The sequence below is a fragment of the Blautia liquoris genome, from assembly GCF_015159595.1.
GTDB lineage: Bacteria > Bacillota > Clostridia > Lachnospirales > Lachnospiraceae > Novisyntrophococcus > Novisyntrophococcus liquoris.
In genome coordinates this window covers 1,725,602-1,752,405 of the sequence record NZ_CP063304.1, presented here as the reverse complement: position 1 = coordinate 1,752,405, position 26,804 = coordinate 1,725,602, and the positions used below count along the sequence as shown (strand labels likewise).

26 protein-coding genes are annotated in these 26,804 nt (G+C 40.7%); 22 read left to right on the top strand and 4 right to left on the bottom strand.

The annotated features are described in order from the left end of the window. The first annotated feature begins 30 nt into the window (after positions 1-30). Together INP51_RS08085 and INP51_RS08080 are read left to right on the top strand one after the other, a co-directional pair. Positions 31-435 carry an RrF2 family transcriptional regulator gene (locus INP51_RS08085; RefSeq protein WP_193737172.1) on the top strand — a complete coding sequence of 135 codons (405 nt, stop codon included), beginning with the start codon at positions 31-33 and terminating at the stop codon, positions 433-435. 162 nt (positions 436-597) lie between these two features. Beyond that, positions 598-1,617, top strand: coding sequence for a M23 family metallopeptidase (locus tag INP51_RS08080; RefSeq protein WP_193737302.1), 1,020 nt, complete (start codon positions 598-600; stop codon positions 1,615-1,617). Positions 1,618-1,673: 56 nt separating this feature from the next. Here the strand turns inward: INP51_RS08080 and hcp are convergent, their stop codons facing one another. Next, positions 1,674-3,242 (bottom strand): hydroxylamine reductase, encoded by a 1,569-nt coding sequence (gene hcp / locus INP51_RS08075; RefSeq protein ID WP_230406919.1) that lies wholly within the window; start codon positions 3,240-3,242, stop codon positions 1,674-1,676. Between the two features lie 53 nt (positions 3,243-3,295). After that, entirely contained in the window at positions 3,296-3,958 is a 663-nt protein-coding gene (locus tag INP51_RS08070; RefSeq protein WP_193737171.1) for an ATP-binding protein, read from the bottom strand. A 117-nt stretch (positions 3,959-4,075) separates the two neighbouring features. On the opposite strand from INP51_RS08070, the gene INP51_RS08065 reads away from it, so the two are divergent. The 15 genes from INP51_RS08065 to hisS all read left to right on the top strand — a co-directional run bounded on the left by INP51_RS08065 (position 4,076) and on the right by hisS (position 20,624). Continuing rightward, positions 4,076-4,747: a Crp/Fnr family transcriptional regulator gene (locus INP51_RS08065; RefSeq protein WP_193737170.1), complete on the top strand. Its 672-nt coding sequence runs from the start codon at positions 4,076-4,078 to the stop codon at positions 4,745-4,747. Between the two features lie 6 nt (positions 4,748-4,753). Continuing rightward, positions 4,754-5,539, top strand: coding sequence for a threonine/serine exporter family protein (locus INP51_RS08060; protein ID WP_193737169.1), 786 nt, complete (start codon positions 4,754-4,756; stop codon positions 5,537-5,539). A 2-nt stretch (positions 5,540-5,541) separates the two neighbouring features. Continuing rightward, entirely contained in the window at positions 5,542-5,988 is a 447-nt protein-coding gene (locus INP51_RS08055) for a threonine/serine exporter family protein (protein ID WP_193737168.1), read from the top strand. Between the two features lie 140 nt (positions 5,989-6,128). Then, positions 6,129-7,973 carry an ATP-dependent zinc metalloprotease FtsH gene (ftsH, locus tag INP51_RS08050; protein WP_193737167.1) on the top strand — a complete coding sequence of 615 codons (1,845 nt, stop codon included), beginning with the start codon at positions 6,129-6,131 and terminating at the stop codon, positions 7,971-7,973. A gap of 151 nt (positions 7,974-8,124) precedes the next feature. After that, positions 8,125-9,690, top strand: coding sequence for a hypothetical protein (locus tag INP51_RS08045; protein WP_193737166.1), 1,566 nt, complete (start codon positions 8,125-8,127; stop codon positions 9,688-9,690). A 68-nt stretch (positions 9,691-9,758) separates the two neighbouring features. Continuing rightward, on the top strand, positions 9,759-10,130 hold the full coding sequence (locus INP51_RS08040) for a TIGR04086 family membrane protein (protein WP_193737165.1): 372 nt from the start codon (positions 9,759-9,761) through the stop codon (positions 10,128-10,130). A gap of 64 nt (positions 10,131-10,194) precedes the next feature. Beyond that, entirely contained in the window at positions 10,195-10,338 is a 144-nt protein-coding gene (scfA, locus tag INP51_RS08035; RefSeq protein ID WP_193737164.1) for a six-cysteine ranthipeptide SCIFF, read from the top strand. A 118-nt stretch (positions 10,339-10,456) separates the two neighbouring features. Continuing rightward, a complete protein-coding gene (gene scfB, locus INP51_RS08030) occupies positions 10,457-11,815 on the top strand; it encodes a thioether cross-link-forming SCIFF peptide maturase (RefSeq protein WP_193737300.1) in 1,359 nt (452 codons plus the stop codon). Positions 11,816-11,919: 104 nt separating this feature from the next. Next, positions 11,920-13,632 carry a single-stranded-DNA-specific exonuclease RecJ gene (recJ, locus tag INP51_RS08025; RefSeq protein WP_193737163.1) on the top strand — a complete coding sequence of 571 codons (1,713 nt, stop codon included), beginning with the start codon at positions 11,920-11,922 and terminating at the stop codon, positions 13,630-13,632. Positions 13,633-13,776: 144 nt separating this feature from the next. Next, positions 13,777-14,301, top strand: coding sequence for an adenine phosphoribosyltransferase (locus INP51_RS08020; protein WP_193737162.1), 525 nt, complete (start codon positions 13,777-13,779; stop codon positions 14,299-14,301). Positions 14,302-14,376: 75 nt separating this feature from the next. After that, entirely contained in the window at positions 14,377-16,683 is a 2,307-nt protein-coding gene (locus tag INP51_RS08015) for a RelA/SpoT family protein (RefSeq protein ID WP_193737161.1), read from the top strand. 4 nt (positions 16,684-16,687) lie between these two features. Further along, the gene (locus INP51_RS08010) at positions 16,688-17,317 is read left to right on the top strand and encodes an MBL fold metallo-hydrolase (protein ID WP_193737160.1); all 630 of its coding nucleotides are present in this window, start codon (positions 16,688-16,690) and stop codon (positions 17,315-17,317) included. A gap of 13 nt (positions 17,318-17,330) precedes the next feature. Further along, the gene (gene hemZ / locus INP51_RS08005; protein WP_331463531.1) at positions 17,331-18,785 is read left to right on the top strand and encodes a coproporphyrinogen dehydrogenase HemZ; all 1,455 of its coding nucleotides are present in this window, start codon (positions 17,331-17,333) and stop codon (positions 18,783-18,785) included. After that, positions 18,733-19,368, top strand: coding sequence for an HD-GYP domain-containing protein (locus INP51_RS08000; protein WP_193737158.1), 636 nt, complete (start codon positions 18,733-18,735; stop codon positions 19,366-19,368). Before hemZ ends, INP51_RS08000 begins: the two co-directional genes overlap by 53 nt. Then, positions 19,368-20,624 carry a histidine--tRNA ligase gene (gene hisS, locus INP51_RS07995; RefSeq protein ID WP_193737157.1) on the top strand — a complete coding sequence of 419 codons (1,257 nt, stop codon included), beginning with the start codon at positions 19,368-19,370 and terminating at the stop codon, positions 20,622-20,624. Before INP51_RS08000 ends, hisS begins: the two co-directional genes overlap by 1 nt. Positions 20,625-20,706: 82 nt before the next feature. Here hisS and INP51_RS07990 read toward each other — a convergent pair whose 3' ends face one another. Both INP51_RS07990 and INP51_RS07985 read right to left on the bottom strand, forming a co-directional pair. After that, a complete protein-coding gene (locus INP51_RS07990) occupies positions 20,707-21,507 on the bottom strand; it encodes an ABC transporter permease (RefSeq protein WP_193737156.1) in 801 nt (266 codons plus the stop codon). Next, positions 21,467-22,267: an ABC transporter ATP-binding protein gene (locus INP51_RS07985; RefSeq protein ID WP_193737155.1), complete on the bottom strand. Its 801-nt coding sequence runs from the start codon at positions 22,265-22,267 to the stop codon at positions 21,467-21,469. Before INP51_RS07985 ends, INP51_RS07990 begins: the two co-directional genes overlap by 41 nt. A gap of 216 nt (positions 22,268-22,483) precedes the next feature. Between INP51_RS07985 and INP51_RS07980 the strand changes: the two genes are divergently transcribed. The 5 genes from INP51_RS07980 to argH all read left to right on the top strand — a co-directional run bounded on the left by INP51_RS07980 (position 22,484) and on the right by argH (position 26,801). Beyond that, a complete protein-coding gene (locus INP51_RS07980; protein WP_193737154.1) occupies positions 22,484-23,224 on the top strand; it encodes a phosphatase PAP2 family protein in 741 nt (246 codons plus the stop codon). Continuing rightward, positions 23,208-23,843 carry a CDP-alcohol phosphatidyltransferase family protein gene (locus tag INP51_RS07975; protein ID WP_193737153.1) on the top strand — a complete coding sequence of 212 codons (636 nt, stop codon included), beginning with the start codon at positions 23,208-23,210 and terminating at the stop codon, positions 23,841-23,843. Before INP51_RS07980 ends, INP51_RS07975 begins: the two co-directional genes overlap by 17 nt. Positions 23,844-23,845: 2 nt before the next feature. After that, complete coding sequence (locus INP51_RS07970; RefSeq protein ID WP_193737152.1) at positions 23,846-24,709, top strand: phosphatidylserine decarboxylase; 864 nt, start codon at positions 23,846-23,848, stop codon at positions 24,707-24,709. A gap of 6 nt (positions 24,710-24,715) precedes the next feature. Then, positions 24,716-25,324 carry an epoxyqueuosine reductase QueH gene (locus INP51_RS07965; RefSeq protein ID WP_193737151.1) on the top strand — a complete coding sequence of 203 codons (609 nt, stop codon included), beginning with the start codon at positions 24,716-24,718 and terminating at the stop codon, positions 25,322-25,324. A gap of 82 nt (positions 25,325-25,406) precedes the next feature. After that, positions 25,407-26,801 carry an argininosuccinate lyase gene (gene argH / locus INP51_RS07960; protein WP_193737150.1) on the top strand — a complete coding sequence of 465 codons (1,395 nt, stop codon included), beginning with the start codon at positions 25,407-25,409 and terminating at the stop codon, positions 26,799-26,801. The last annotated feature ends 3 nt before the right edge of the window (positions 26,802-26,804 follow it).

Here is a 26,804-nt window from a genome sequence, read left to right as displayed (position 1 = left end):
ATATGATAACAGGGTCGGAGGGTTATAGATATGTTAATTACCAGAGAAGTAGACTATGCGGTCAGGATCTTAAGAGCATTGGCTGATAATAAAATTATCAGTGTCCGCGAAATGTGCAGCAGAGAGGATATCAGTGTTTCTATCGCATATAAAATAACCAGAAAGTTGGAAAAGGCGGGTGTCATCCAAAGTTATCGCGGAACGAACGGCGGTTATGCTTTAAAAAAGAGTTTGGATGATATCACACTTTATGATGTAATCGAAATTGTTGATAAAGAGTTGCTGATTACAGAATGTCTTCAGGACGAGTATAATTGCTCAAGAAATACAAAATCCGATATCTGTAAACTCCATCAGGAATTCTACAGGGTGCAGGAGATTTTGACCGGTGAATTGCAAAGTAAATCTCTGTCGGCAGTTTTCTCGATGTCATAACTTCATATAATGATGCGTAAATATAGAAAGAGGTTTCTATAGCGGGTAATCTATGTGAAGATTCATTTCAGCAACAAGAAGATTCTTTTATTTTTTCTCTGTGCATTATTGATTCTGGGATATACTGCCGCTAAGATAGGATCTAAGCCGCGGGCACTGTTTATGCCGATAAAAGATCAAGATGCCAGTCAAAATGAAGTGTCAGAAGATGAAAGTCAAAACGAAGAAAAAGGCCAGGAAAAGGTAACAAAGGTCAAAGATAAATCACAAAAAAAGAAAGATTACATAAAATGGGTTGATTTCAATGTGACCTATCAGGCGCTGCAGGATGCTTATCAATGGGATATAAAAACTCATAAGCAGGAAGTTAAATTAAACTGGATAACCTTGCTCGCTTATCTTGCTTCCAGAAATGGCGGCGATTTTTCAAACTATAAGTCATCTGACATGCAGACTGTGGCTGAAGTACTTGTCAATAGAGAGAATACTTTAGAGGATATGACAAGAGATAAGAAGTATTATAATTATTATCTCGAAGCATACCAGGCAGTTCTTGGTGGAATGGTTGGCGATTATGAGATAGAAAAAGAAGACGAGAGTGGAGAGAGGATCTGGGAAGAATGTTATGGCCTTAAAGCGTTTTCACCGATTGCCGGAGGATTTGCCTATGATGATTATGACGATTTTGGCAAGCCGCGTGCATATGGATATAGCAGACCACATCTTGGCCATGACATGATGGGGCAGATCGGGACACCTGTAATTGCAATTGAATCAGGATATGTAGAGGCATTGGGATGGAATCAGTATGGAGGATGGAGAATCGGTATTCGAAGCTTTGATAAGAGGCGATATTATTATTATGCACATCTGAGACAGAACTTTCCGTATCATCAGGATCTGCAAGTTGGAAGTAAAGTAAAAGCCGGTGATGTGATCGGATATATGGGACATACCGGATATAGTTCGAAGGAAAATGTAAATAATATCGATACAGTTCATCTTCACTGGGGTCTGCAGCTGATTTTTGATGAATCACAAAAAGAAGGAAATAATGAAATCTGGGTTGACTGTTATAACCTCACACGATTTCTAAACCAGAACCGTTCCAAAACCTATAAAGACAGCAAGACAAAAGATTACTATCGTGTATATGATATGATTGACCATACAATTCAATAAAAGGACTTCAGGAGGCAGCACTTCCTGAAGTCCTTTTATTGATTGTTAATTAAAACTTATCCTAATATTTTTTTGAGATCTTCTTCTGGAGTACTTGTAGGTGAGATATTAAAGTTTTCTACCAGATAGTTTAACACGTTCGAAGACAGGAAAGCCGGAAGTGTAGGCCCAAGGTAGATGTTCTTTATCCCAAGTGAAAGCAATGTCAACAGGATACAAACAGCTTTCTGTTCATACCAGGACAAAACCATCGTGAGCGGAAGCTCATTTACTCCGCAGTCAAAAGCGTCTGCTAGTGCTACTGCAACTTTAATTGCACTATATGCATCGTTACATTGTCCCATATCCATGATTCTTGGCAGTCCGTCGATGGTCCCAAGATCCAGATCATTGAAACGATATTTTCCGCATGCAAGGGTGAGAATAATGCTGTCAGTCGGGGCTTTTTCTACAAACTCTGTGTAATAATTTCTGCCCGGACGAGCACCGTCACATCCTCCTACCAGAAAGAAGTGTTTGATATCTCCTGCTTTAACTGCATCCACTACTTTGTCTGCAACGGATAACACTGTTCCATGTCCGAAACCGGTTGTGACTTCTTTACCGCCATTGATGCCAGTGAATTCAGTGTCTTCATTGTAACCGCCCAGTTCCAGAGCTTTTTGGATTACTGGTGCGAAGTCTTTATCATCCCCGATATGTACCAGCTCAGGATAGGATACAACTTCTGTAGTAAATACACGATCTTCATAAGAAGGTTTCACAGGCATCAGACAATTTGTGGTAAATAAAACAGGGGCAGGAATATTGGCGAATTCTTTTTGCTGATTTTGCCATGCCGTACCGTAATTGCCTTTTAACTGTGGGTATTCTTTTAGTAACGGATATGCGTGTGCCGGAAGCATCTCGCCATGTGTATAGACATTGATCCCCTTATCTTTTGTCTGCTCAAGCAGAAGTTTAAGGTCTTTGAGATCATGTCCGCTTACCACGATGAACGGACCTTTTTCCACAGTCAGCGGTACAGTAGTTGGAACGGGAGTACCGTAGGATTCGGTATTCGCTTTGTCTAAAAGTTCCATGCAGGCAAGATTAACTTTTCCGGTTTCCATAACCACAGGAAGAAGTTCGTCCATAGTCCCTTTCTCGCCGATTGTACGCAAGGCCTTATAGAAGAATTCATTGACCGTTGTGTCCGTATATCCCAAAACCATAGCATGATATGCATAGGCTGCCATGCCCTTAATTCCGAATAAAATCAGAGATTTCAGGGAACGGATATCTTCATCGGCATTCCATAGCTTCTTCATGTCATAATGGGAGAGACTGCTGATATTGTATCTTGCCGCTTCGCTGTCTATCTTTGATGTCATTTCTTTGATTGTTTCTTCATTAAAGTTTACATTCGTCACTGTAGTGAAAAGAGCTTCTAACATCAGTTTATCAGTTTCACTATCCGGGGTTTTTACTGCATTAGAAAGTCCAATCAGTGCACCAATCAGATCATCCTGATCATTTGCCACATCATGGGTCTTCCCGCAGACTCCGGCACATCCGGTACATCCGGTACATCCCAATCCCCTTGCCGTTTGTTCACATTGAAAACAAAACATTTGTTGTTCCATTTGATTTTACCTCCTGTTTGTAACATTTATTTATTAAAAAGATCATAGATCCTTTAATCAAGAATTTTGCCATCTGTCGATATTGTGACTACATGCCAGGGAATAAATTTGCCACTGGCTTTCAAGGCGTTTTGTGCTGCATACTGCAGTCCGCCGCAGCAGGGAACTTCCATGCGTACGATTGTAAGGCTCTTTATCTGATTCTGGCTGATAATCTCAGTGAGTTTTTCTGTATAATCTACATCATCAAGTTTGGGACATCCGATTAATGCAATCTTATTTCGAATAAATTTGTTGTGAAAATCTGCATAGGCATAAGCCGTACAATCAGCGGCGATCAAAAGATCTGCATTTTCAAAATAAGGGGCGCTAAGCGGCACAAGTTTGATCTGAACGGGCCATTGCCTTAACATAGATTCTTGCTGGTCGTATGCAGCCGCAGGAGCAGATGATTGTGTGGCGCTTTTGCGGGTGAACTGTCTCATACGGGAGCCAGGGCATTCAATAGATTTAAGTTCAGCGGTTTCTTTTTCTACAAATGTGATCGCATCAGCGGGACACACTGGAAGGCAGTTGCCAAGACCATCACAGTAATCCTCGCGTGTCAGCTTTGCTTTGTTGTTCACCATTTCAATTGCCTCTTCCTGACAGGCATCTGCACACAGACCACATCCATTACATTTATCTTCATCAATCTGTATAATTTTTCGAATCAAATCTTTACCTCCTGTTTCTTGACTTCATGATGAGATCATACTATAATCATCAAGAAATGTATGTTGTTAAAACAACAAAATTACGAGAAAATACGTAAAGAGGTTTGATGAATTCCTATGAACTACAAATTTATTTCAAATACGAGGCTTTTTAAAGGCCTTACGGAGAAAGAGATAAAATTGGCATTAAGTTGTCTAAAAGCATATACCAAAGATTATAAAAAAGATGATGTCATCTATCACAGTGGGACTTTTGTGGATGCTATCGGTCTTGTACTTTCCGGAAGTGTAAATATTGAACAGGATGATGCATGGGGCAATGTGAGTATTCTGGATAATATCGGTATAAAGCGTGTATTTGCAGAGGCGTATGTGTGCGCAGAAAAGGAACTATTGATGATTGATGTGGTGGCAGCGGAAGCAACCGAGATTCTTTTTCTCAATATGAATCATCTCATAGAAACAGGTGACAATTCCAGATCATTCTATATGAAAATTGTTCGAAATATGCTTTCTATTATGGCTGCAAAAAATCTAAATCTTTCAAGAAAGATTAGTCACACAACACCGAAATCTATAAGGGGAAGACTTCTGTCTTATCTGTCTTATCAGGCGGCAGTTCAGGGGAAGAAAGAGTTTGAAGTTCCCTTCAATCGACAGCAGCTGGCCAATTATCTGTGTGTTGACCGAAGTGCGATGTCGAATGAACTTGGCAAGATGAAAAAAGAAGGTTTATTACTATATAATAAAAATAAATTTTCTTTGCTGAATCAGATGAGTGAGTTGTAATTAGATATGGGACAAAATGAGAAAAAATTAGACAATAAACAATTAATGAGGACTGCAGTACTGGCAGGTGAAATCATGTTGAAAAGTGGTGCAGAAACTTATCGAGTCGAAGACACGATGGCTTATATTCTGAATAAATCAGGAGCGGAGCATGTTGATCCTGTGGCGTATAACACAGCGATTCTTGTCACTTTACAGGAAAAAGATCAAAAACCCTTAACGATCGTTCGAAGAGTCAGAAGCAGAGGAATCAATCTGAACAATATTGTAGGAGTGAATGAAATATCAAGAAAGTTCTGCACTGACGAGATGACTCTGGACGAAACATATGGTCAATTAAGACAGTTGAAAGGACGTCAATACAGCAGACTGGTCTATAATCTGGGAACAATCGGCGTTGTGCTTGGATTTGCTCTGTTTTTAGGTGGAAAAACATCAGAGGCCGTGGCTGCACTTATAGTCGGGGTCGTGGAGGCTCTTCTGACAACATTTGCAAAAAAGTTAAAGGTGAATGATTTGTTTCTGGATGTGATCTGCGGGTCATCAATTGCACTGTCCAGTGTTCTCCTTCAGAGTGTAATAATTAACCTGAATATGGATACAATTATTATCAGTGCAATCATGCCGTTAGTGCCAGGTGTGGCAATTACCAATGCTGTACGGGATACTTTGCAGGGCGATACTTTATCTGGTGCGGCCGGAATATTGGAGGCTTTTCTGATAGCAGCGGCTATAGCGATCGGAGTCGGTGCCGGTATGACAGCCGGAAGATGGATGATTGGAGGAATCTAAATATGGTTTTAAAACTGATTGGTGTTTTTATTGCAATCGTAGCTTTTTCGCTTTTAATAGAAGTGCCAAAACGTTATCTGCTTCTTGCCGGTACCGTAGGGGCTGTAGGCGGTCTGATCTTTCTTATATGCCACGATTTGCTGACGATGGGAAATGTAGCCGCGTCCTTTTGGTCTGCACTGGTCATAGCGTTCTTGTCACATACATTTGCACGAAAATTCAAAGCCCCCGTGACATTATTTCTCATTGCGGGAATTCTTCCTACTGTGCCGGGAGCGGGAATGTACCGAATCGTATATTCCATGACCATGGAAGAAGGCAGCATGACAAGCCGTTATTTGATTGAAACTCTGGAAATAGCTGGAGTTATCGCTCTGGCCATCTTTTTGATGGATTCTCTGTTCCGGGTCTTTAAGAAGGGATGGAGGCAGAATTTTGTGCGATCATGAGGTAGAATTTCTGGAACCAGGTACTCATAAAATCATAAAAGTCTGTAAATTTTATAAAGAATTTCTACGTTTATTGACTTTTCATAAAAACTTGCGTATAGTCTATGATATAGTAAACTAAAAAAGTCAGGAGGAAGTATATGAAAGAAGTCAAGTCACCAAAGAAGCCGATGGCTTTTTACTATATTATAGCGATATTAGTAATTCTGCTTCTTAATGCCATATTTTTTCCGAATATGGCAGAGCGGAAAGTGAAGGAAGTTGATTATGGTGTTTTCAAACAGATGATAGAGAAAGGCGATATCGGGAAAGTTCAGATAGAGCAGGACAAAATCACATTTTCAGATAAGGATGAAAAAAATTACTTTAAAACAGGTCCTTTAAATGATCCAAATCTGATTCAGGAACTGGACGAAAAAGGGATTACAAAGTATGGATCTCCGATTGTGGAGAGAACTTCACCAATTCTTGCTTTTATTATTTCATGGGTACTGCCTATTGTACTGATGGTTGCTCTGGGTCAGCTGCTGATGCGGCAGATGTCAAAGAGAATGGGTGATGGCGGTATGGGAAATGCCATGAGCTTTGGTAAGAGCAACGCAAAAATTTATGTGCAGTCGGAGACTGGAATCAAGTTTAAGGATGTTGCAGGTGAAGATGAAGCAAAAGAGCTTCTTCTTGAAATCGTTGACTTCCTTCATAATCCGGAAAAGTATACGGAAATCGGTGCGAAGATGCCAAAAGGAGCATTACTCGTAGGCCCTCCCGGAACAGGAAAGACCATGCTTGCCAAGGCAGTTGCCGGAGAGGCAAATGTTCCGTTTTTCTCAATTTCAGGTTCAGAATTTGTAGAGATGTTTGTCGGTATGGGTGCAGCTAAGGTGCGTGACCTTTTCAAGCAGGCGAATGATAAAGCCCCCTGTATTGTATTTATTGATGAAATTGACACCATTGGTAAAAAACGTGATGGCGCAAATATGGGCGGCAATGACGAGAGAGAACAGACTTTGAACCAGCTTCTGACCGAGATGGATGGTTTTGACGGAAAGAAAGGCGTTGTAATTCTTGGCGCTACAAACAGACCGGAATCACTTGATGCGGCACTTCTCCGCCCGGGACGCTTTGACCGCCGTATACCAGTGGAACTCCCGGATCTCAAGGGCCGGGCTGATATCTTAAAAGTGCACGCAAAGGATATACACATCAGCGATAGTGTCGACTTTGACGTAATTGCGAGAATGTCTCCTGGAGCCAGCGGTGCCGAACTTGCCAATATGATCAACGAAGCAGCACTTCGCGCAGTTCGCGACCGACGAAAGTTTGTGACGCAGGCAGACCTTGAAGAGAGTGTTGAAGTAGTTGTCGCAGGTTATCAGAAGAAGAATAAAATTTTATCTGACAAGGAGAAACTGATTGTTTCCTACCACGAGGTAGGACATGCTATGGTCGCAGCTCTTCAGACTCAGTCTGCACCGGTTACGAAGATTACAATTATACCAAGAACTTCTGGTGCACTTGGATACACGATGCAGGTAGACGAGGGAGAACATAACCTAATGTCAAAAGAGGAACTTGAGAATCGTCTTGCCACACTGACTGGAGGCCGGGTAGCTGAAAGTCTGATCTTTCATTCGATCACAACGGGTGCTTCAAACGATATAGAACAGGCCACGAAGATGGCTCGTGCGATGATTACAAGATATGGAATGAGTGATGAGATTGGAATGGTCGCACTTGAAACAGTTACTAATCCGTATCTGAGCGCAGACTCTTCCCTGATGTGTTCTGAAAACACAGCTTCTGAAATTGACAAAAAGGTGATTGCTCTCGTTAATAGTGCATATAAGAAAGCGGAGAATCTACTTTCTTCGAATCTGCCCAAATTACATGAACTTGCCAAGTTCTTGTATCAAAGAGAGACGATTACCGGTGATGAATTTATGGAAATATTGCAAAGAGAACCAGAGTACATCCCGGAAAATTAAGTTCTTTCCAGATAATTGATATACAAAAAGCGGAGTGAGTTTTTGCACATCCGCTTTTTGTATAATAGGGGGTGTCGATTTTTGGAAATTTGTGTTATAATACGTTGGAATAGTGATTCATGTAGAAATAACTGAGGAGTAAAATTTTAATATGAGAAACAAAATGATGAGAAATACAAAAGCGGCAGGTGTGATTCTGACTCTGGTACTCACCATTTCCAGTGCACCCTATCCGACAATGGCAGCTTCCGATCCGGCAAAAGACTCCGCCGTCAGTCAGACACAGATAATGGGTGAAGAGTCAGCTACAAAGGTGATATATCTGGATAAAAAGAGCGGAGATGATAAAAATGACGGATTCACTGAAAAGACAGCTGTCAAAACTTTAAGTCAGGCGGCTAAACTGCTTGGAAGCAATCAGATTATTGTACTGTGTTCTGATTCTACGATTACAAAAGACGAAAAATCAAAACTTTCCGAATCTGTGAAAAGCATGACTGTGAAGGAATATAAGGATTCCCTAAAACACTCAGAGACAATCTCTGGGTCTTCGACAGATGATTCTGCTAAAGAAACAGGGGCTACATATGAGAGTACCGGGAAAGATGATCCTAAAACAGATGAATCAAAGAATCCCAAAACAGAAGATTCCAAGAAGGATGATAAAGATTCTAAAACAGAAGATTCCAAAACGGAAGAATCCAAAGTAGATAAGTCCCAAACTGAGGAGTCACAAAAAGATAAGTCCCAAAAAGAGGATCCTGAAACGGATAAATCGAAAAAGGATGAATCTAAAAACAAAGATTCCAAAAACAACGAATCCAAAAACGATGATTCTAAAAACGATGAATCTAAAAATGACGAATCCAAAAAGGATGAATCTAAAAACGAAGATTCCGAAACGGATAAACCTAAGAAAAAAGAATCTAAGAACGGAGATTCTAAAACAGATGACTCTAAAATGGAAGAATCTAAGACAGATGATTCTAAAATAGAAGATTCCAAAATAAATGATTCTCAGAACAATGAAGCCAAGAAAGAGGACAAAGATTCCAAAGTCAGAGAGCAAAAGATGGACGAATCTGAAACGTCTAATCACGGATTGCCTTTGAGGACATTTTCTCCATTACGTGCTGTTGTTTCGAACAACTCAGATGAAAACGTTATGCCTGTGGAGGAAAAATCTGAGGACGACACGAATGAGACTGATTTAGATCAGAATCAGCCTGCAAATTCAAATGATGATCAGAATCTTAAGACAGCTGAAAACAATGATGATGGTGATTCTGATTCAGAAGATGGGTTTATTGGACATTCTATTGTTGGAAATACAGAAGATTTTTATAGAAAGACCGATAAGGAAAAACTATCTACTGCAAGTACTGAAGATTCAATTGATAACGCTGACTCTTCAAAGGCAGATATGCAGAATTCTGATAGCGATGAATCATCACAAAAAGGTCAGGATGATACAAAAAAGCCGAGTGGACAGTCAAACTCTAAGACAACGAAACCCAAGACAACAAAACCCAAGACAACTGAGCCTAAGATAAAGACCGCAGCGGTAACAACCCCGGGTGCTGTAAAGACAGCTGATAATAGTCAGATTCTTCCTCTGACAGTTGTCTCTGTGCTATCCATGTTAACGGGTTTGACATTTGCAGGACTTAAAATCAAGAATAGAAGAAGACAGACAGAATCATCAATGGATGAATAAAGAAAACAACCCTCCCATATATTTAGATATGAGGAAGATATCATATTGAAGATATAGGGAGGTTTTTTATGGAAACACAGCAGTATGCACAAAAGATCTTACGTGTGGGAAAAGCACTTTTGGCGGCATATGTTGTGACTGCCGTCTGCCTGCTTACGGTTGCATTCTTATTACTTAAGCTGGATCTGAGTCAGTCCAATGTCAGTGTGGGGATTATTGTAACATATTTGGTTTCCTGCTTTTTGGGTGGCTTTATTTTGGGAAAAACAATGGAACAAAGGAAGTTTCTGTGGGGAATGGTACTGGGCATCATCTATTTTCTGATTACGCTAATCATTTCCCTGGTTGCCTTTCATGGAATTTCCTCGTCTGTAAATCACTTGTTTACTACACTTCTTATCTGCATAGCCGGTGGGATGGCAGGAGGAATGGTATCGTAAAATCCATCTTGCCTTGATTGGTATGGCGTGTTATACTGTTAAAGTAAAAAAGGAGGATGAAGACATGGTACATATTAAAACTTTGAATACAAAAAGCCTGCAAAACACGATGAAAAAAGGTGGATGCGGTGAATGCCAGACATCTTGCCAGTCAGCATGTAAGACATCATGTACTGTAGGAAATCAGCACTGCGAGAACAAAAATTAATTTTGCTGACATAAAGTTCCCATACCTGTTTTTAGGTTTTGGGAACTTTGTCATGTATAGATACCAGTATGACAACATGATTCATGGTGTTATGCTGACTTTTGAAGGGAGAATTTTTTTGATACACCAATATAAAAGTAATGGATATAACATGGTTCTGGATATCAACAGCGGTTCGATTCATGTGGTCGATGACCTTGTTTATGATGTAATCTCACTGTTGGACGAGTCTGTCAGCGATGATAAAATAAAAGAGTCCTTACATGGGAGATACTCTGCTGACGAAATAGAGGAAGCATTGGAAGAATTAAGAGAACTTAACAAGCAGGGGATGCTATTTACTGATGATATTTATGAAAATGCAATTGATGCATTTAAGAATCGTCCGTTGGTAGTAAAAGCATTATGTCTTCACATTGCGCATGACTGCAATCTTGCCTGCAGGTACTGCTTTGCTGAAGAAGGAGAATATCATGGCAGAAGAGCCCTGATGTCCTATGAGGTCGGTAAAAAATCCCTTGATTTTCTGATTGAACATTCGGGAAGCAGACGAAATCTGGAAGTTGACTTTTTCGGCGGGGAGCCGTTGATGAACTGGAAGGTAGTAGAGGCACTGGTTCATTATGGACGTGAGCAGGAAAACATCCATGATAAACATTTCCGTTTTACAGTTACCACGAATGGAGTTCTGCTCAATGATGAAATTATGGACTTCTGTAATCAAGAGATGGATAATGTCGTGCTCAGCATCGATGGACGAAAAGAAATTCATGACTTTATGAGGCCATTCCGCAACGGAAAAAGTAGTTATGATCTTATTGTACCAAAGTTTCAAAAATTTGCCGAGAGCAGGAATCAAGATAAATATTACGTTCGCGGTACATTTACACATTATAATCTGGATTTTGCAAAGGATGTCCTGCATCTGGCCGATTTAGGATTTAAGCAGATTTCCGTTGAGCCGGTTGTGGCTCCCCCTGAAGCTGATTATGCGATCCGGGAGGAAGATTTACCAATCATCCTTGAACAATATGATCTGCTGGCAAAAGAGATGATTAAGCGTGAAAAAGAAGGCAGAGGGTTTAATTTCTTTCATTTCATGATTGATCTTACAGGCGGTCCTTGTGTTTACAAGAGGCTTTCCGGATGTGGTTCGGGAACAGAATATCTCGCTGTAACTCCCTGGGGAGATTTATACCCATGTCACCAGTTTGTCGGAAATGAAGACTTTATTCTTGGAAATGTGGATACAGGTGTCGTAAGAGATGATATCACCAGTGAATTTAAAAACTGTAATGTTTACGCAAAAAAAGAATGTTCGGATTGTTTTGCAAGGTTTTATTGCAGCGGCGGTTGTGCAGCCAATGCGTATAATTTCCACAATAATATTAATTCCGTCTATGAAATTGGATGCAAGATGCAGCAAAAGAGAGTTGAATGCGCTCTTATGATTAAAGCTGCGCTGGCAGACGAGTAAATCAATTCATGACAGTAATCTGTAATTTTTTTGTCGGGGAGCGATCACAATCATTGTGGTCAGCTCCCTGTTATACTAGAGAAAGGATTGGTACATAGCATAGAATGGAACGATGGGTAGTAGCGGCAAAAAAAGCCGAATTTAAAAAAGTAGGGAGAGATTTCCACATTGATCCTGTGATTGCTAGACTGATACGAAATCGCGACGTAATCGGATATGAAAATATTGATGAATATCTCAATGGAGATCTGAACTATCTCCATGATCCGAAAGATTTTAAAGATATGAAAAAAGCACTGGATATTCTGGATAGCGTGATAAATGCGAAAAAGAAGATCCGGATTATAGGAGACTATGATATCGACGGCGTCATGTCGACCTATATTCTACTCACAGGACTTAAAAAGGTTGGAGCAAGGGCTGATATTCAGATCCCGGATCGCATCAAAGATGGATATGGACTAAATGAATCACTCGTTCGCGAGGCATGTGATGCAGGTGTTGATCTCATCTTAACCTGTGACAATGGAATCGCTGCATCAGAACAAGTTAAAGTAGCAAAAGATCTGGGAATGCAGGTGATTGTGACTGATCATCATGAGGTGCCATACGAAGACGAAAATGGCAGGCGTAACTATCTGCTGCCGCCTGCGGATGCAATCGTTAATCCTAAACAACAGGATTGTCATTATCCTTTTAAAGGGCTTTGTGGAGCTGCGGTGGCGTGGAAACTCATCTGTGCCCTCTATCAAAGACATGGTATTGACCGTGCTGAGTCTATAGAGTTTATTGAATATGCGGCATTTGCCACCATCGGCGATGTGATGGATCTTCAAGGTGAAAATCGTGTAATCGTAAAAGAGGGACTGAAACGTCTCAGAAAGACAAAAAGCAAGGGACTTCTGGCTCTTATGGGTGAAAATCAGCTGCATTCAAAAGATGTTAATGCCTATCATATAGGGTTTGTTCTGGGTCCTTGTTTAAATGCAAGCGGACGACTCGACACGGCTAAACGTGCACTTGCGATGCTCTGTGCCAAAAGTAATAAAGAGGCGGCAGAACTGGCGGGAGATTTGAAGGCACTGAATGAAAGCCGGAAGGCAATGACGCTTCAGGGGACAAAAGAGGCAATCTCATATGTCGAACAATCGGACTTACAAAAAGACAGAGTTCTGGTGGTATATCTGCCCGAGTGTCATGAGAGTCTGGCAGGCATTATCGCCGGAAGACTCAGAGAACATTATCACAAGCCATCTTTTGTGATAACGAAAACGACGGAAGGTTTAAAGGGAAGTGGCCGTTCCATCGAAAGTTATTCTATGTATGATGAGCTTTGTAAATGCAAGGAACTGCTGACAAAGTTTGGGGGACATCCTATGGCGGCAGGACTCTCCTTGGATATGGAGAATCTGTCACTCTTTCGAAAAAAAATCAATGAGGTATGTACACTTGACGAAACGGATCTGATGGAAAAGGTGGTCATTGATATCGAAATGCCGATTGCATATATCAGCAAAAAACTGGTCAGCCAAATTGAATTACTGGCTCCGTTTGGAAAGGGAAATTCGAAACCTCTTTTTGCACAAAAAGGATTGAAAGTGACAGGCGTGCGAATATTTGGCAAGAATAAAAATGTAGCCAAGATGCAGGTAATCGACACAAACGGCTATGTTATGGATGCTGTGTTTTTCGGAGAAGCTGAGGAGTTTGCTGAATATGTCAAAACTCATGGACTTATGGCACTGACTTACTATCCGACAATCAATCAATTCAGGGGACGGGAAAGCCTTCAGATTACAGTGATAAACTACCAATAGTGCCTCAATGCCCTATTGATTATACCGGAAAAAAATGATATAATTTGTAACATAATGACAAGATGAGCATGAAACGCAGGACCTTTTGACCCTGGTATCATGACAAATCGGCAATAGTTGTCGAATGGATGATGAGGAGCTTAAATGAAAAAATTAGAAGATTATGTACTAAGTATCCCGGATTTTCCAGAACCGGGTGTTATATTTCGTGATGTAACAAGTATCCTTCAGGATGCGGACGGACTTAAGCTGGCTATAGATGAGCTTCAGAATCTGCTGGAAGGAGTGGACTTTGATGTGATCGTGGGAACAGAGTCAAGAGGTTTTATATTTGGTGTACCTATCGCTTACAATCTTCACAAGCCATTTGTACCGATTCGAAAAAAAGGGAAGCTTCCTCGTGAGACAATTAGCCGGACTTATAATCTTGAATATGGTACGGCAACGATAGAGATGCATAAGGATGATATTAAACCCGGCCAGCGAGTTGTACTGGTAGATGATTTAATTGCAACAGGCGGAACTATCGAGGCATGTGCAAAGATGGTTGAACAACAGGGGGCCAAGGTAGAAAAGATTATATTTCTTATGGAGTTAGCCGGATTAAAGGGAAGAGATAAACTCAAAGGTTATGATGTTGCTTCTGTAATACGTTATGAAGGGAAATAATTTTGGCATTGTGTATGGAGCGGATCAGCTGTATCCATCCTGCACAGTGCCTTTTCAGCATAAGTGAGGAAATATATGGACAAAGACGCAAAAATGATGGAAAAGGAAAAATTACAAAAAGAAATCGCGGCGGCAGATGCGAATGTAAAGGCCGTAGAAGATTTTACAAGCCCCGAGTTAATCTATCAGGAGCTTATTTCCAGTGTTAGAAAGTATCATCCATCGGCGGATATCAGCATGATCCAGAAAGCCTATGAGATGGCCAGCGAGGCACATAAAGATCAAAAGAGAAAATCCGGTGAGCCGTACATCATCCATCCTCTGTGTGTTGCTGTGATACTTGCAGACTTGGAACTTGACAAGGAAAGTATTGTATCCGGACTTCTCCATGACGTTGTAGAAGACACGGTTATGACAGTTGATGAGCTTAGAAAAGAATTTGGCGATGAAGTAGCTCTGATCGTCGATGGTGTGACGAAACTTGGTAAACTCAGCTACGCAGCTGACAAAGTTGAGGAGCAAGCTGAGAACCTTCGCAAGATGTTTCTGGCTATGGCAAAAGATATCCGGGTGATACTGGTAAAACTGGCCGACCGTCTTCACAACATGAGGACGGCAAAATACTGGTCGTTAGAAACACAAAGGGAAAAGGCCCGTGAGACAATGGATATCTATGCTCCTATTGCACAGCGACTTGGAATTTCCAAGATTAAAGTTGAGCTGGATGATCTGTCTTTGAAATATCTGGAACCAGAGGCATATTATGATCTGGTTGAAAAAGTGGATATGAAACGAGGAGAGCGTCAAAAGTATGTCGATGCAATCGTTCGGGAAGTAAAACATCACATTGAAGAAGCGGGAATTGATGGACAGGTAAGCGGCAGAATTAAGCACTTTTTCAGTATTTATAAAAAGATGGTGAATCAGAACAAGACGCTGGATCAGATATATGATCTTTTTGCTGTTCGTATTATTGTGGAGACTGTCAAAGACTGTTATGCGGCGTTAGGTGTGATTCATGAGATGTATACGCCGATTCCCGGGCGTTTTAAAGATTATATTGCGATGCCTAAGCCAAATATGTACCAGTCACTTCATACGACTTTGATTGGACCGAACGGACAGCCTTTCGAAATTCAGATTCGTACTTTTGAGATGCACCGGATTGCGGAATATGGTATTGCAGCCCATTGGAAGTATAAAGAGGCATCAGATGGAAACAAGACAGGCCCTGAACAGGAGGAAGAAAAACTGAGTTGGCTTCGCCAGATTCTGGAATGGCAGCAGGACATGTCAGACAACAAAGAATTCATGAGTCTGCTCAAGAGTGATCTTGATTTATTCTCCGACAATGTCTATTGTTTTACACCGGCCGGCGATGTCAAGACTTTACCCAGCGGTTCCTGTCCTATTGATTTTGCATATACCATACACTCCGCAGTCGGCAATAAGATGGTTGGTGCAAGAGTGAATGGAAAGCTGGTTCCGATTGAATATGAGTTGAGGAATGGTGATCGTGTGGAAATTATCACCTCTCAGAATTCAAAAGGCCCCAGCAGAGACTGGCTTAAGATTGTAAAAAGCTCACAGGCAAAAAATCGGATTAATCAATGGTTTAAAGCTCAGTTGAAAGTGGACAACATCCTAAAAGGCAAGGAGATGCTTAATGGCTATGCCAAGATTAAAGGAAAAAATCTTGGTGTTTATCTAAAATCGAATTATATGAATGCCGTCATACGAAAGTACGGCTTTAGGGACTGGGATTCTGTGCTGGCCGCTGTCGGACATGGAGGTCTGAAAGAAGGACAGGTCATAAATAAGCTGATTGATGTTTATGATAAGGAAAATCAGACAAAAATTTCCGATGATGATGTACTGAAAAGTACAAACGAAGACACAATCATAGAAGTTCCGGTATCGAAATCGAAAGCTGGAATCGTTGTAAGCGGTACGCATGATGTCTCTGTCAGATTTTCAAAATGCTGTTCTCCCATTCCGGGAGACGAAATTGTGGGGTTCGTAACAAGAGGACGAGGCATCACAATTCACAGGACCGACTGTATTAATATACTGAATCTTCCGGAGTCTGAACGTGAAAGACTGATCGATGCGGAATGGGAGTCTGGCAGTGCAAATAACCAAATGTATGCAGTCGAAATTAATGTGTATGCTTTTGACCGTTCAGGACTTCTGGTGGATCTGTCAAAATTATTTATGGAACGAAAAATTGATATCTCAAAAATCAATGTCAGTACTAACAAGCAGGGACAGGCTACCGTCGATATGACTTTTTTTGTCAGAGGAAAAGAAGAATTGAACAGTCTGATAGAGAAAATTCGCCAGGTAAGCGGCGTAATAGATATAGAACGCTCGAAAGGATAATACAATGTCAGATATAGTAATTAAAACTCTCATATTGGGAAAGATAGATACAAATTGCTATTTGGTTATGAATAAAAAAAACAGAGAGATTCTTATCATAGATCCTGCTGCACAGGCTGGCGATATCGAAAATCAGATACAAAAGGTGCAGGCAATACCAACTGCAATCCTACTGACTCATGGTCATTTTGATCATATGATGGCAGCCGAAGAATTGAAAGAAAAGTATCATATTCCTGTCTATGCCTGTGAACAGGAACAGGAGGTTTTAGAAAGTGCCAAGAATAATCTCTCGGCCGCCTGGGCAAGTGCATATTCAATGAAGGCTGATTTCCTTGTGAGTGACGAGGAAGAACTGAATCTTGCAGGGATTCGTATTGTTGTACTTCATACGCCCGGTCATACAAAGGGGAGCATCTGCTTCTATCTTTCTGAAGAGGGAATACTATTTTCCGGTGATACTTTATTTGCAGAAAGTTATGGCAGAACAGATCTTTTGACGGGAAGTATGCAGCAGATGCGCGAGAGTATCTCACGTCTTCTTACAATACTTCCAGATAATACAAAAGTTTATCCGGGGCATGGTCAGACGACAGAGATCTCTGTTGAAAAGAGGTACAACCCTCTTGCTTAATCTTAGTCTGAAATTGAACAAAAGAGAATTTGAATATGATATCTATTCTCTGATCCGTGCATTTTATCCCGGAAGTACCATCAGGATATGGTATGAGGGAGACGAACTGCCCGACAGTGATTATTCTTATCAATATCAGGTAATATATGAAGAGAGTTCTATTACCTTCCTTGTATTTGAACGAGATCAGGAGATCAGCAGAACGATTACGCGGATATCTGCACAGGCGGATCGAAGAGAACGAAAAAACTATGTCAAGAAACTTGTCTATAAAGCATTGGCAAAGATTACTAAAAGGGAGCTGCCCTGGGGCGATTTGACTGGAATCAGACCATCCAAGATTGTGATGGGAATGCTGGAGGATGGGAAGACAAACGTTGAGGCAGCTACTCTTATGCGGGATACTTATGGCATCAGCCCGGATAAAATCGCATTGGCAATTACAGTTGCCAACAAAGAGAGAGAACTATTGAACAAATTCAACTATAAAGATGGATATAGTCTTTATGTCGGGATTCCATTCTGCCCGTCAATTTGTCTGTATTGTTCTTTTGGTTCACATCCGATGAGCCAGTGGAATTATATGGTAGAATCTTATCTGGATGCATTATGCAAAGAGTTAAAATTCATTGCGTCTAAGATGAAAGGGCGTTCCTGCGATACAATTTATATTGGCGGGGGAACACCAACGACGCTTTCTCCTGATCAGCTGGAGAGACTTCTTAGATTTATTCAAAGTATATTTCCTATGAAAGGAGTAAAAGAATTCACGGTTGAGGCAGGCAGACCAGATACCATCACCAGAGAAAAGCTTATGATTCTTAAGCGGTATCCGGTGACACGAATTTCAATTAATCCGCAGACGATGAATCAGGAAACACTGGATCTGATTGGCAGACGTCATACCGTGGAGGATATCATATCAAAATATAATCTGGCACGCGAGATGGGCTTTGACAACATCAATATGGATTTGATCGTAGGTCTGCCGGGCGAGCATAAGGAGCAGGTCTCCCGGACATTAAAACAGATTAAAGCGATGAATCCTGACAGCCTTACGATTCACTCTCTCGCGCTTAAACGAGCAGCGAGGCTGAATTTGTTTAAAGATATGTATGATGAAATCTCGTTTGAAAACAGTCAGGAAATTATGCAGATGACTGCGGACTGTGCGTATGGGATGGATATGGATCCCTACTATCTTTATCGCCAAAAGGATATCGCCGGAAATTTTGAAAATGTAGGTTATGCGAAACTTGACAAGGAAGGTATATACAATATACTGATTATGGAAGAAAAACAAACCATTATGGCTGCAGGAGCAGGTGCATCCACAAAATTTGTCTTCCAGGGCGGCAGGCGGACGTTACGTGCCGAAAATGTTAAAGATTTGAAGAATTACGTGGAGAGAATCGATGAAATGCTTAAACGAAAAGAAGCCGGAATCAAGGAAATATCAACACAGTAAATACCGCAGAAATATGCTCCAGTATTCTCTGACAGAGCAGATATCACATGGCTGTGAAGTCAGTAACTTGGCTTATGATGTTGCAGAAAAACTGGGATACAGTAATTCAAATTGTCAGGAACTGGCAGTAGCGGGATTCCTTCATGACATTGGAAAAATTGTTCTCGAAAAAGAAATTGATGATCAGCCACTGGTTGTTGAAGAGATGAAAATTGTACGTATGCACCCGGTTGAGGGCTATAAAGTGGTAGAGAGACAAGGGTATTCTGATTTTATTTCACAGTGTGTCCTGCATCATCATGAGAACTACGATGGAAGTGGTTACCCCGATCATCTATTTGGGGACGAGATACCTTATGGCGCCCGAATCCTGCGTGTATGCGATGTCTACTGTGCTCTGACTTCTGACAGGCCATATCGAAAAGCCTTTGATCCGGAAACAGCTGTCAAATTCATGGTGGAAGATATCCGAAACTTCGACATACAAATATTTCTGGCGTTTCAAAGAGTAATACATGAAAACAATCGGAAAAGGGTCATATTAGGTGACCTAGCCGTTGACGAGAGAGGAGATTTTAAATAATGACATTAAAGAAAAAACCAGTGACTGGAATGAAAGATATCCTGCCTTTTGAGATGGAAATACGGGATTATGTAATTCGTCTGATTAAAGAAACATACGGAACATTTGGATTTTCTTCAATTGAAACTCCCTGTGTGGAACATCTGGCGAATCTAAACAGCAAGCAGGGTGGTGAGAATGAGAAACTAATCTTTAAAATATTAAAGAGAGGGAAGAAATTAAAGATCAATGAGGCTAAAAGCGAGTTTGACTTGACAGATGAGGGTCTGCGTTATGATCTCACTGTTCCACTAAGCCGCTACTATTCGAATCACGCAAATGAACTTCCAAGCCCTTTTAAAGCATTGCAGATGGGTAATGTCTGGAGAGCTGATCGGCCGCAAAGAGGCCGCTTTCGTCAGTTTATGCAGTGCGATCTCGATATACTTGGCGAGCCGGGCAATCTGGCTGAAATTGAGCTCATATTGGCCACTACAACATTGCTTGGAAAGCTAGATTTTAAGAATTTTACAATCCGTATTAATGATCGCCGAATCTTAAAGGCAATGGCAGACTATAGCGGATTTGATGAAGATACCTACGACACAGTTTTTATTATTCTGGATAAGATGGATAAAATTGGCCCTGATGGTGTTGAAGAAGAATTAAAAAAAGAGGGATTTGATCACAATTCCGTCTCCAAATATATGAATTTATTTCAAAATGTAACCGAGGATATTTCAGGCGTTAAATATATCAAGGAGACACTGGGTGAATTTCTGGAACAAGAGGTTGTAGAAGGCCTTACTGCGATTATAGAAACTGTGGATACATTAAAAAGTGCCAGTTTTAAAATTGCATTTGATCCGACACTTGTTCGGGGAATGTCCTATTATACTGGAACAATTTTTGAAATTTCTATGGATGAATTCGGAGGCTCAGTCGGCGGAGGCGGACGTTATGACGAGATGATAGCAAAGTTCACGGGTAACAAAGTTCCTGCATGTGGTTTTTCTATTGGCTTTGAACGTATCATAATGCTTCTGATGGAAAGAGAATTTAAAATTCCAGACGCGTCCGTTAAAAAGGCTTACCTGATAGAGAAGAATATGCCTTCTGCGCAGATGACAGAGATTCTGGAAAAAGCTTCGAAGGAGCGCGAATCAGGGATATCTGTTCAGGTTTGTATGATGAAAAAAAATAAAAAGTTCCAGAAAGAACAACTCAATATGGAGGGATACGACGAGATTTGTGAGTTCTTTACAGATACGATCTAAGCATAGAAGGAGAGTGTGGCAGTTATATTTCCTGCACACACTCCTTTTTTATTGGAGAATACCAGAATGATAGGTTCCTCATTTACTTTTTGTCATTGTACCACTTTTCTATGAAGCAGACGCCCTGATATAGAATCATAGCAATTGCGCAGAGAATAATGATGGAAAGGATAAGCCAGTCAAGCTTAAAAACCTGGCTGGAGTAGATGATCAGATATCCAAGACCCTGTCTTGCACCGATAAATTCACCTATGATGACACCTACCAGACAAAGACCGATATCAACTTTTAATGCGCTCAGCAGATAAGGAGTGGAGGCAGGAAGGACTACCTTTGTCAATACTTCATACTTTTTACCGCCAAGTGTATAGATCAGTTTCATCTTTTCCTGACTGACCTCCTGAAACCCCTGATATAGACTGATGATTGATCCAAATAGTGCGACAGACATCCCTGCGATAATGATTGTCTTCATATTAGCTCCCAGCCAGACAATCAGTAGTGGTGCAAGGGCTGATTTTGGAAGCGAGTTCAGTACGACCAGATAGGGCTCCATGACATCTGCAAATCTGGGGAAGAGCCAAAGGCAGACCGCAGTTACAACTGTAAATATAATCGTCAGAGCAAAACTGATTAATGTCTCAGCCAAGGTCACGCCGATATGCAAAAAAAGGCTGTGTTCTTTCACCATATTATAAAACGTCCTGACCACTTTTACCGGACTGCTGAAGATAAAGGAGTCAATCCATCCAAGATCTGAAGCACATTGCCAGAGGAGGATAAAAGCCAGCAGCAGGAAGATGCGGAAGAAACGTATCTGGTATTTTCTGGAGAGCTGTTTTTTAAGATATGCTTCCTGTGCGGTACACGTCTTCATTTTCATGATCATTCAACTCCTTCCATATCTTGTTGAAATAGTTCTTAAATGCCGGTGCATTTCTCGAGGTCATCGGCGTCCGGTTTTCAATTCCCATATCTATTGAAATGATTGATTTTACGATCGCAGGCCGGCTGGAAAGTACAACGACATGATCTGCCATACTGATCGCCTCCGAAATATCGTGTGTGACAAGCAGCGCGGTTTTTTTCTGCGCTTTTAGAATTTGACCGATATCATCTGCGACGGATAATCTCGTTTGATAATCTAAAGCCGAAAAAGGTTCATCAAGTAATAGAAGTGCAGGTTCAAGAGCTAATGTGCGGATCAGAGCCGCTCTTTGACGCATTCCTCCGGATAGTTGTGATGGTCTGGCATCGCGGAATTCATCCAGTCCATAGGTCTTTAGCATTTCATCAACCTTTGCTTTTGTTTCGCTGTTTAATTTTTTTTGGATTTCCAAACCTAATATCACGTTTCGATAGATCGTTCTCCATTCAAAGAGGTGGTCCTTTTGCAGCATGTATCCGATATTGATTTCGGACTTTTTAAGTGGTTTTCCTTTAATAAAAATTGAACCGGATTCTGGTTCAATTAAACCAGAGATCAGGTTCAGAATCGTACTTTTACCACATCCACTGGGGCCGACAACAGCAACAAATTCGCCTTCCTCTACTGTAAAATTGATATCGGTGAGGGCTTTTGTTTCACCTTCCATGCTATGATAAGAAAAGCATATATTTTTTAACTCTAATAGTGGTTCCATGTATTACCTCCCCGTGCATTTATTATAAAACGTATTGTTCTATATATGTTAAGATATGCATATTATGAAAGGCTAGTGACAATACCCTTTATGCAAGACCTTTTGACTCTTATGATTGAAACGTATTAATTCTTTTTTAAGATTTATAAAAAACTCTTGAGTAAAGAACTTGTTGTTGATATACTGAGTAAGTTAAGAAAACGAGGTTAGAACAACATGAATAAGATACGAAAACTGATAACGCGGATGATGCCGGATTATGGATTTCTGCCAGTGATTTTCTCTTTTTTATTTAACAACCTGATATATGGGGGTTCCAAACTGATTACACAAAACTGGTATCACCATAATATTGAGAGTTCACTGGATGAGAAACTGCCATTCATCCCATGGACACTGCTTATATATTTTGGATGTTACTTGTTTTGGGCAGTAAACTATATCCTGATTGCCAGACAGGATAAAAATTCGGTTTACCAGTTCTTTGCCGGAGATGTCCTCTCACGTGTGATATGTCTGATCTTTTTTCTGTTCTTTCCGACTACGAATACGAGACCAGTCCTAAGTGAAAGTGGATTCTGGAACTTGGCCATGTCCTTTTTGTATTCTGTGGATACGGCGTCGAATCTATTTCCATCCATACACTGTCTGGTGAGTTGGTTCTGCTTTATAGGAATCCGGGGAAATCAAAAAATACCTCTATGGTATCGTGCATTTTCTTTTGTGGCGGCGATCCTTGTATTTATCTCCACATTAACTACGAAGCAGCATGTTCTTATCGATGTGGCGGGGGGTGTATTGCTTGCCGAAATCTGTTTCCGAATCGGGAGACATAGTAAAATTTCCGTTATATATGGGAAATTATTTGATGCAGCCACACTGAGATTGTTTCCCAGGGGTTACAACAAAACGAATGAGAAGAAAGTTGAGGAAAAATATAATGATCGGTTTTTATGACTATACCGTGATACTTACATATATTAGTTTCGCTTCATCGATCAGCGGAATCTTTTGTGCTATAACGGGGCATTTCAGATGGGCGATCTTCTGTCTGGCATTTTCTGGATTATGTGATATGTTTGACGGAAAAATAGCAAGGACTAAAAAGGACCGGACAAGGGAAGAAAAAAGCTTTGGTATTCAAATTGACTCGCTGTGTGATGTGGTCTGTTTCGGGGCCTTTCCCATTGTTCTGTGCTACAGCCTGGGAATGAAACATATTTACAGTATGATTATTTTAATCTTTTATGGACTTGCCGGAGTGATCCGTCTGGGCTTTTTTAATGTTCTTGCAGAGGAAGATGATGCTGCCAAAAAGGACGTAAAGCCTTGTTATCATGGATTACCTATTACATCGATGGCGGTAGCACTGCCTTTGGCTTATCTGCTTTCGCCGTTGCTTCATGGATTTTTTATTATTGTTTTACATATTATGGTTCTTGTGATTGCAATTCTTTTCGTCACAGATTTTAAGTTTCGAAAGCCAACTAACAAAGAGTTGTCACTGATCGTAGGAATTGTAGCAATTGCAGTGCTGGGGGTACTGTTTCGCTGGGATAGAAGGGTTGGTTTGTGAGCATGACAATTGACAGAAAGGGAAATATATGTAATGATAACCTGAGACAGGATCATTTTCTGGAATTCCTGTATGGTCATGCACTCACAAGGATTTTGATTCGGCCGATGGTGACTCAGACCTTTTCAAAAATAGGAGGATGGCTGATGACGACCCGGATATCGGCATTTTTTGTCCCTTATTTTGTCAGAAAGAATCATATAGAATTGTCTCAATATGAAGCGGAGAAGTATCAGTCATTCAACGATTTTTTTACAAGGCGTGTCAAAAAACAATATCGTCCATTTGCGGAAGAAAAATCCAGTTTCATCAGTCCTTGTGACGGGAGAGTAACTGTCTGTAAAATCACGAAGGACAGCAGTTTCTATATAAAACAGACGGTATATACACTTCATGGTCTCCTGAAGAGCAAAAATCTGGCTAAGAAATTCGAAGGCGGCTATGCCTGGATTCTACGGCTGTCAGTAGATGATTATCACAGATATATCTATGTGGATGACGGAATAAAATCAAACAATTATAAGATTTTTGGGGTTTTTCATACAGTTAATCCTGTTGCCAATGATTATTATCCGATCTACAAAGAAAATACCAGGGAGTATTCTTTGTTGAAATCAGAAAATTTTGGGACTGTCCTAATGATGGAAGTTGGTGCTATGTTGGTCGGAAAAATTGAAAATAATGATGAGGCCGCAAAAGTACACAGGGGCGGGGAAAAGGGAAATTTCGCATTCGGAGGTTCCACAATTATACTTTTGACCACTAAAAAAAGAGTTGTTCCTGATCAGGACATCTTATCAAATTCAAAAAAGCATATAGAAACAAAGGTTTTAATGGGTCAGCAGATTGGAAGGAAGGGCCGGTGACGCCTTATGCCAAATGACAGAAATTATCAAAAAGAACTGGAGTGTGTAATTGAGCAGCATCAGAAGAGGGGAGAAGTACACAGACTTCTGCTGCACAGCTGCTGTGCCCCATGCAGCAGTTATGTATTGGAATATCTTTCGAATTATTTTCAGATTACTTTATTCTATTATAATCCCAATATTTATCCCGAAGAAGAATATCATACCAGGGTTCTTGAACAAAAGCGTCTTATTTCAGAAATGCCAACAAAATATCCGGTTCATTTTATGGAGGGAAATTATGAACCGAAGAAATTTTTTGATATGGCCTCAGGTATGGAAGATATACCTGAGGGAGGGGTGCGATGTTTTAAGTGTTACGAGTTAAGACTTCGTGAGGCAGCTTTGCAGGCAAAAAAATCAGGATGCGATTATTTTACGACAACCTTATCGATTAGTCCCATGAAAAATGCCAGAAAATTAAATGAAATTGGTGAGAAATTACAAGAAGAACTGAAGGTTTCTTATCTGAACTCTGACTTTAAGAAAAAGGATGGGTATAAGCGTTCCTTAGAATTATCTAAGGAGTATCATCTTTATCGCCAAAATTTTTGCGGATGTGTCTATTCACGATGAAATTATTATTTTCATATGACAATTGACGTATGGAAGCGTAAATGATAAAATTATGAAAAGCGAACAGAAAAGAGGAACTACTATGGCACAGTTATGGGGAGGCCGTTTCACAAAAGAAACGGATCAACTCGTATATGATTTTAATGCGTCAATTGGATTTGACAAAAAGCTCTGTGAACAGGATATTCGTGGAAGTATCGCGCATGCGCAAATGCTTGCAAAGCAGAAAATTCTCACAGAAAAAGAGGGAGAAGATATTGTCTCGGGCCTTCAGGAGATTTTATGTGATGTGAAATCAAAAAAGTTAGAGATTACCGATGAATATGAAGATATCCATAGTTTTGTCGAGGAAAATCTGACACGTCGCATCGGGAATGCCGGAAAGAAACTGCATACCGGCCGAAGCCGCAATGATCAGGTTGCACTGGATATGAAGTTATATGTCAGAGATGAAATTGACGAATTAGACGGTCGTCTAAAAAAACTGCTCGAAACGATTGAAAACATCATGGAGAAAAATCTTCATACCTATATGCCGGGATTTACCCATCTGCAGAAAGCACAGCCGGTTACTCTGTCTCACCATATGGGAGCCTATTTTGAGATGTTTAAAAGAGACCGGGGACGCATGCATGATATATATCACAGGATGAACCTGTGTCCCTTGGGATCAGGAGCTCTTGCGGGGACCACGTATCCCTTGGACCGTGAATATACAGCCAGTCTTCTGGGATTTGACGGTCCCACTAAAAATAGCATGGATTCGGTTTCAGATCGTGACTATTTGATTGAATTACTGTCTGCATTATCTACAATTATGATGCATCTTTCGAGATTCTCTGAGGAAATTATCACTTGGAACACCAATGAATACCAGTTTGTGGAAATTGATGATGCCTACAGCACGGGAAGTTCCATCATGCCGCAGAAAAAAAATCCGGATATTGCCGAGCTGGTGAGAGGAAAAACAGGGCGCGTATATGGGGCTCTCATATCTGTTCTTACAACCATGAAGGGAATTCCTCTTGCATATAATAAAGATATGCAGGAAGATAAGGAGATGGTCTTTGATGCCATTGACACAGTCAAAAATTGTCTGCAGCTTTTCAACGGAATGCTTTCCACCATGAATTTTCGTACAGATAAGATGGCGGATTCAGCCAAAAAAGGATTTACGAATGCGACAGATGCAGCGGACTACTTGGTAAAAAAAGGCATTCCTTTCCGCGATGCACATGGAATTGTGGGGCAGCTTGTCCTGCACTGTATTGAAAAACAGATTTCTCTGGACGATATGACTCTTGTAGAATATCAGGCGATCAGCCCTGCGTTCGAAGACGATATCTATGAAGCAATCAGCATGAAGAACTGTGTAGAACGCCGCAATACCATCGGAGCGCCCGGAGCACAGGCAATGGAAGCTGTTATCAGAGAAAATAAATTATATCTTAGGAAAAACTGGAAAGAATCGAGGTAATAT

What these genes read in the sequence shown, in the direction of transcription:
- INP51_RS08085 (WP_193737172.1), top strand. Translation starts at nt 31, where the DNA reads ATGTTAATTACCAGAGAAGTAGACTATGCGGTCAGGATCTTAAGAGCA.
- INP51_RS08080 (WP_193737302.1), top strand. Translation starts at nt 598, where the DNA reads ATGCCGATAAAAGATCAAGATGCCAGTCAAAATGAAGTGTCAGAAGAT.
- hcp (WP_230406919.1), bottom strand. Translation starts at nt 3,242, where the DNA reads ATGGAACAACAAATGTTTTGTTTTCAATGTGAACAAACGGCAAGGGGA.
- INP51_RS08065 (WP_193737170.1), top strand. Translation starts at nt 4,076, where the DNA reads ATGAACTACAAATTTATTTCAAATACGAGGCTTTTTAAAGGCCTTACG.
- INP51_RS08060 (WP_193737169.1), top strand. Translation starts at nt 4,754, where the DNA reads ATGGGACAAAATGAGAAAAAATTAGACAATAAACAATTAATGAGGACT.
- INP51_RS08055 (WP_193737168.1), top strand. Translation starts at nt 5,542, where the DNA reads ATGGTTTTAAAACTGATTGGTGTTTTTATTGCAATCGTAGCTTTTTCG.
- ftsH (WP_193737167.1), top strand. Translation starts at nt 6,129, where the DNA reads ATGAAAGAAGTCAAGTCACCAAAGAAGCCGATGGCTTTTTACTATATT.
- INP51_RS08045 (WP_193737166.1), top strand. Translation starts at nt 8,125, where the DNA reads ATGAGAAACAAAATGATGAGAAATACAAAAGCGGCAGGTGTGATTCTG.
- INP51_RS08040 (WP_193737165.1), top strand. Translation starts at nt 9,759, where the DNA reads ATGGAAACACAGCAGTATGCACAAAAGATCTTACGTGTGGGAAAAGCA.
- scfA (WP_193737164.1), top strand. Translation starts at nt 10,195, where the DNA reads ATGGTACATATTAAAACTTTGAATACAAAAAGCCTGCAAAACACGATG.
- recJ (WP_193737163.1), top strand. Translation starts at nt 11,920, where the DNA reads ATGGAACGATGGGTAGTAGCGGCAAAAAAAGCCGAATTTAAAAAAGTA.
- INP51_RS08020 (WP_193737162.1), top strand. Translation starts at nt 13,777, where the DNA reads ATGAAAAAATTAGAAGATTATGTACTAAGTATCCCGGATTTTCCAGAA.
- INP51_RS08015 (WP_193737161.1), top strand. Translation starts at nt 14,377, where the DNA reads ATGGACAAAGACGCAAAAATGATGGAAAAGGAAAAATTACAAAAAGAA.
- INP51_RS08010 (WP_193737160.1), top strand. Translation starts at nt 16,688, where the DNA reads ATGTCAGATATAGTAATTAAAACTCTCATATTGGGAAAGATAGATACA.
- INP51_RS08000 (WP_193737158.1), top strand. Translation starts at nt 18,733, where the DNA reads ATGAAATGCTTAAACGAAAAGAAGCCGGAATCAAGGAAATATCAACAC.
- hisS (WP_193737157.1), top strand. Translation starts at nt 19,368, where the DNA reads ATGACATTAAAGAAAAAACCAGTGACTGGAATGAAAGATATCCTGCCT.
- INP51_RS07990 (WP_193737156.1), bottom strand. Translation starts at nt 21,507, where the DNA reads ATGAAAATGAAGACGTGTACCGCACAGGAAGCATATCTTAAAAAACAG.
- INP51_RS07985 (WP_193737155.1), bottom strand. Translation starts at nt 22,267, where the DNA reads ATGGAACCACTATTAGAGTTAAAAAATATATGCTTTTCTTATCATAGC.
- INP51_RS07980 (WP_193737154.1), top strand. Translation starts at nt 22,484, where the DNA reads ATGAATAAGATACGAAAACTGATAACGCGGATGATGCCGGATTATGGA.
- INP51_RS07975 (WP_193737153.1), top strand. Translation starts at nt 23,208, where the DNA reads ATGATCGGTTTTTATGACTATACCGTGATACTTACATATATTAGTTTC.
- INP51_RS07970 (WP_193737152.1), top strand. Translation starts at nt 23,846, where the DNA reads ATGACAATTGACAGAAAGGGAAATATATGTAATGATAACCTGAGACAG.
- INP51_RS07965 (WP_193737151.1), top strand. Translation starts at nt 24,716, where the DNA reads ATGCCAAATGACAGAAATTATCAAAAAGAACTGGAGTGTGTAATTGAG.
- argH (WP_193737150.1), top strand. Translation starts at nt 25,407, where the DNA reads ATGGCACAGTTATGGGGAGGCCGTTTCACAAAAGAAACGGATCAACTC.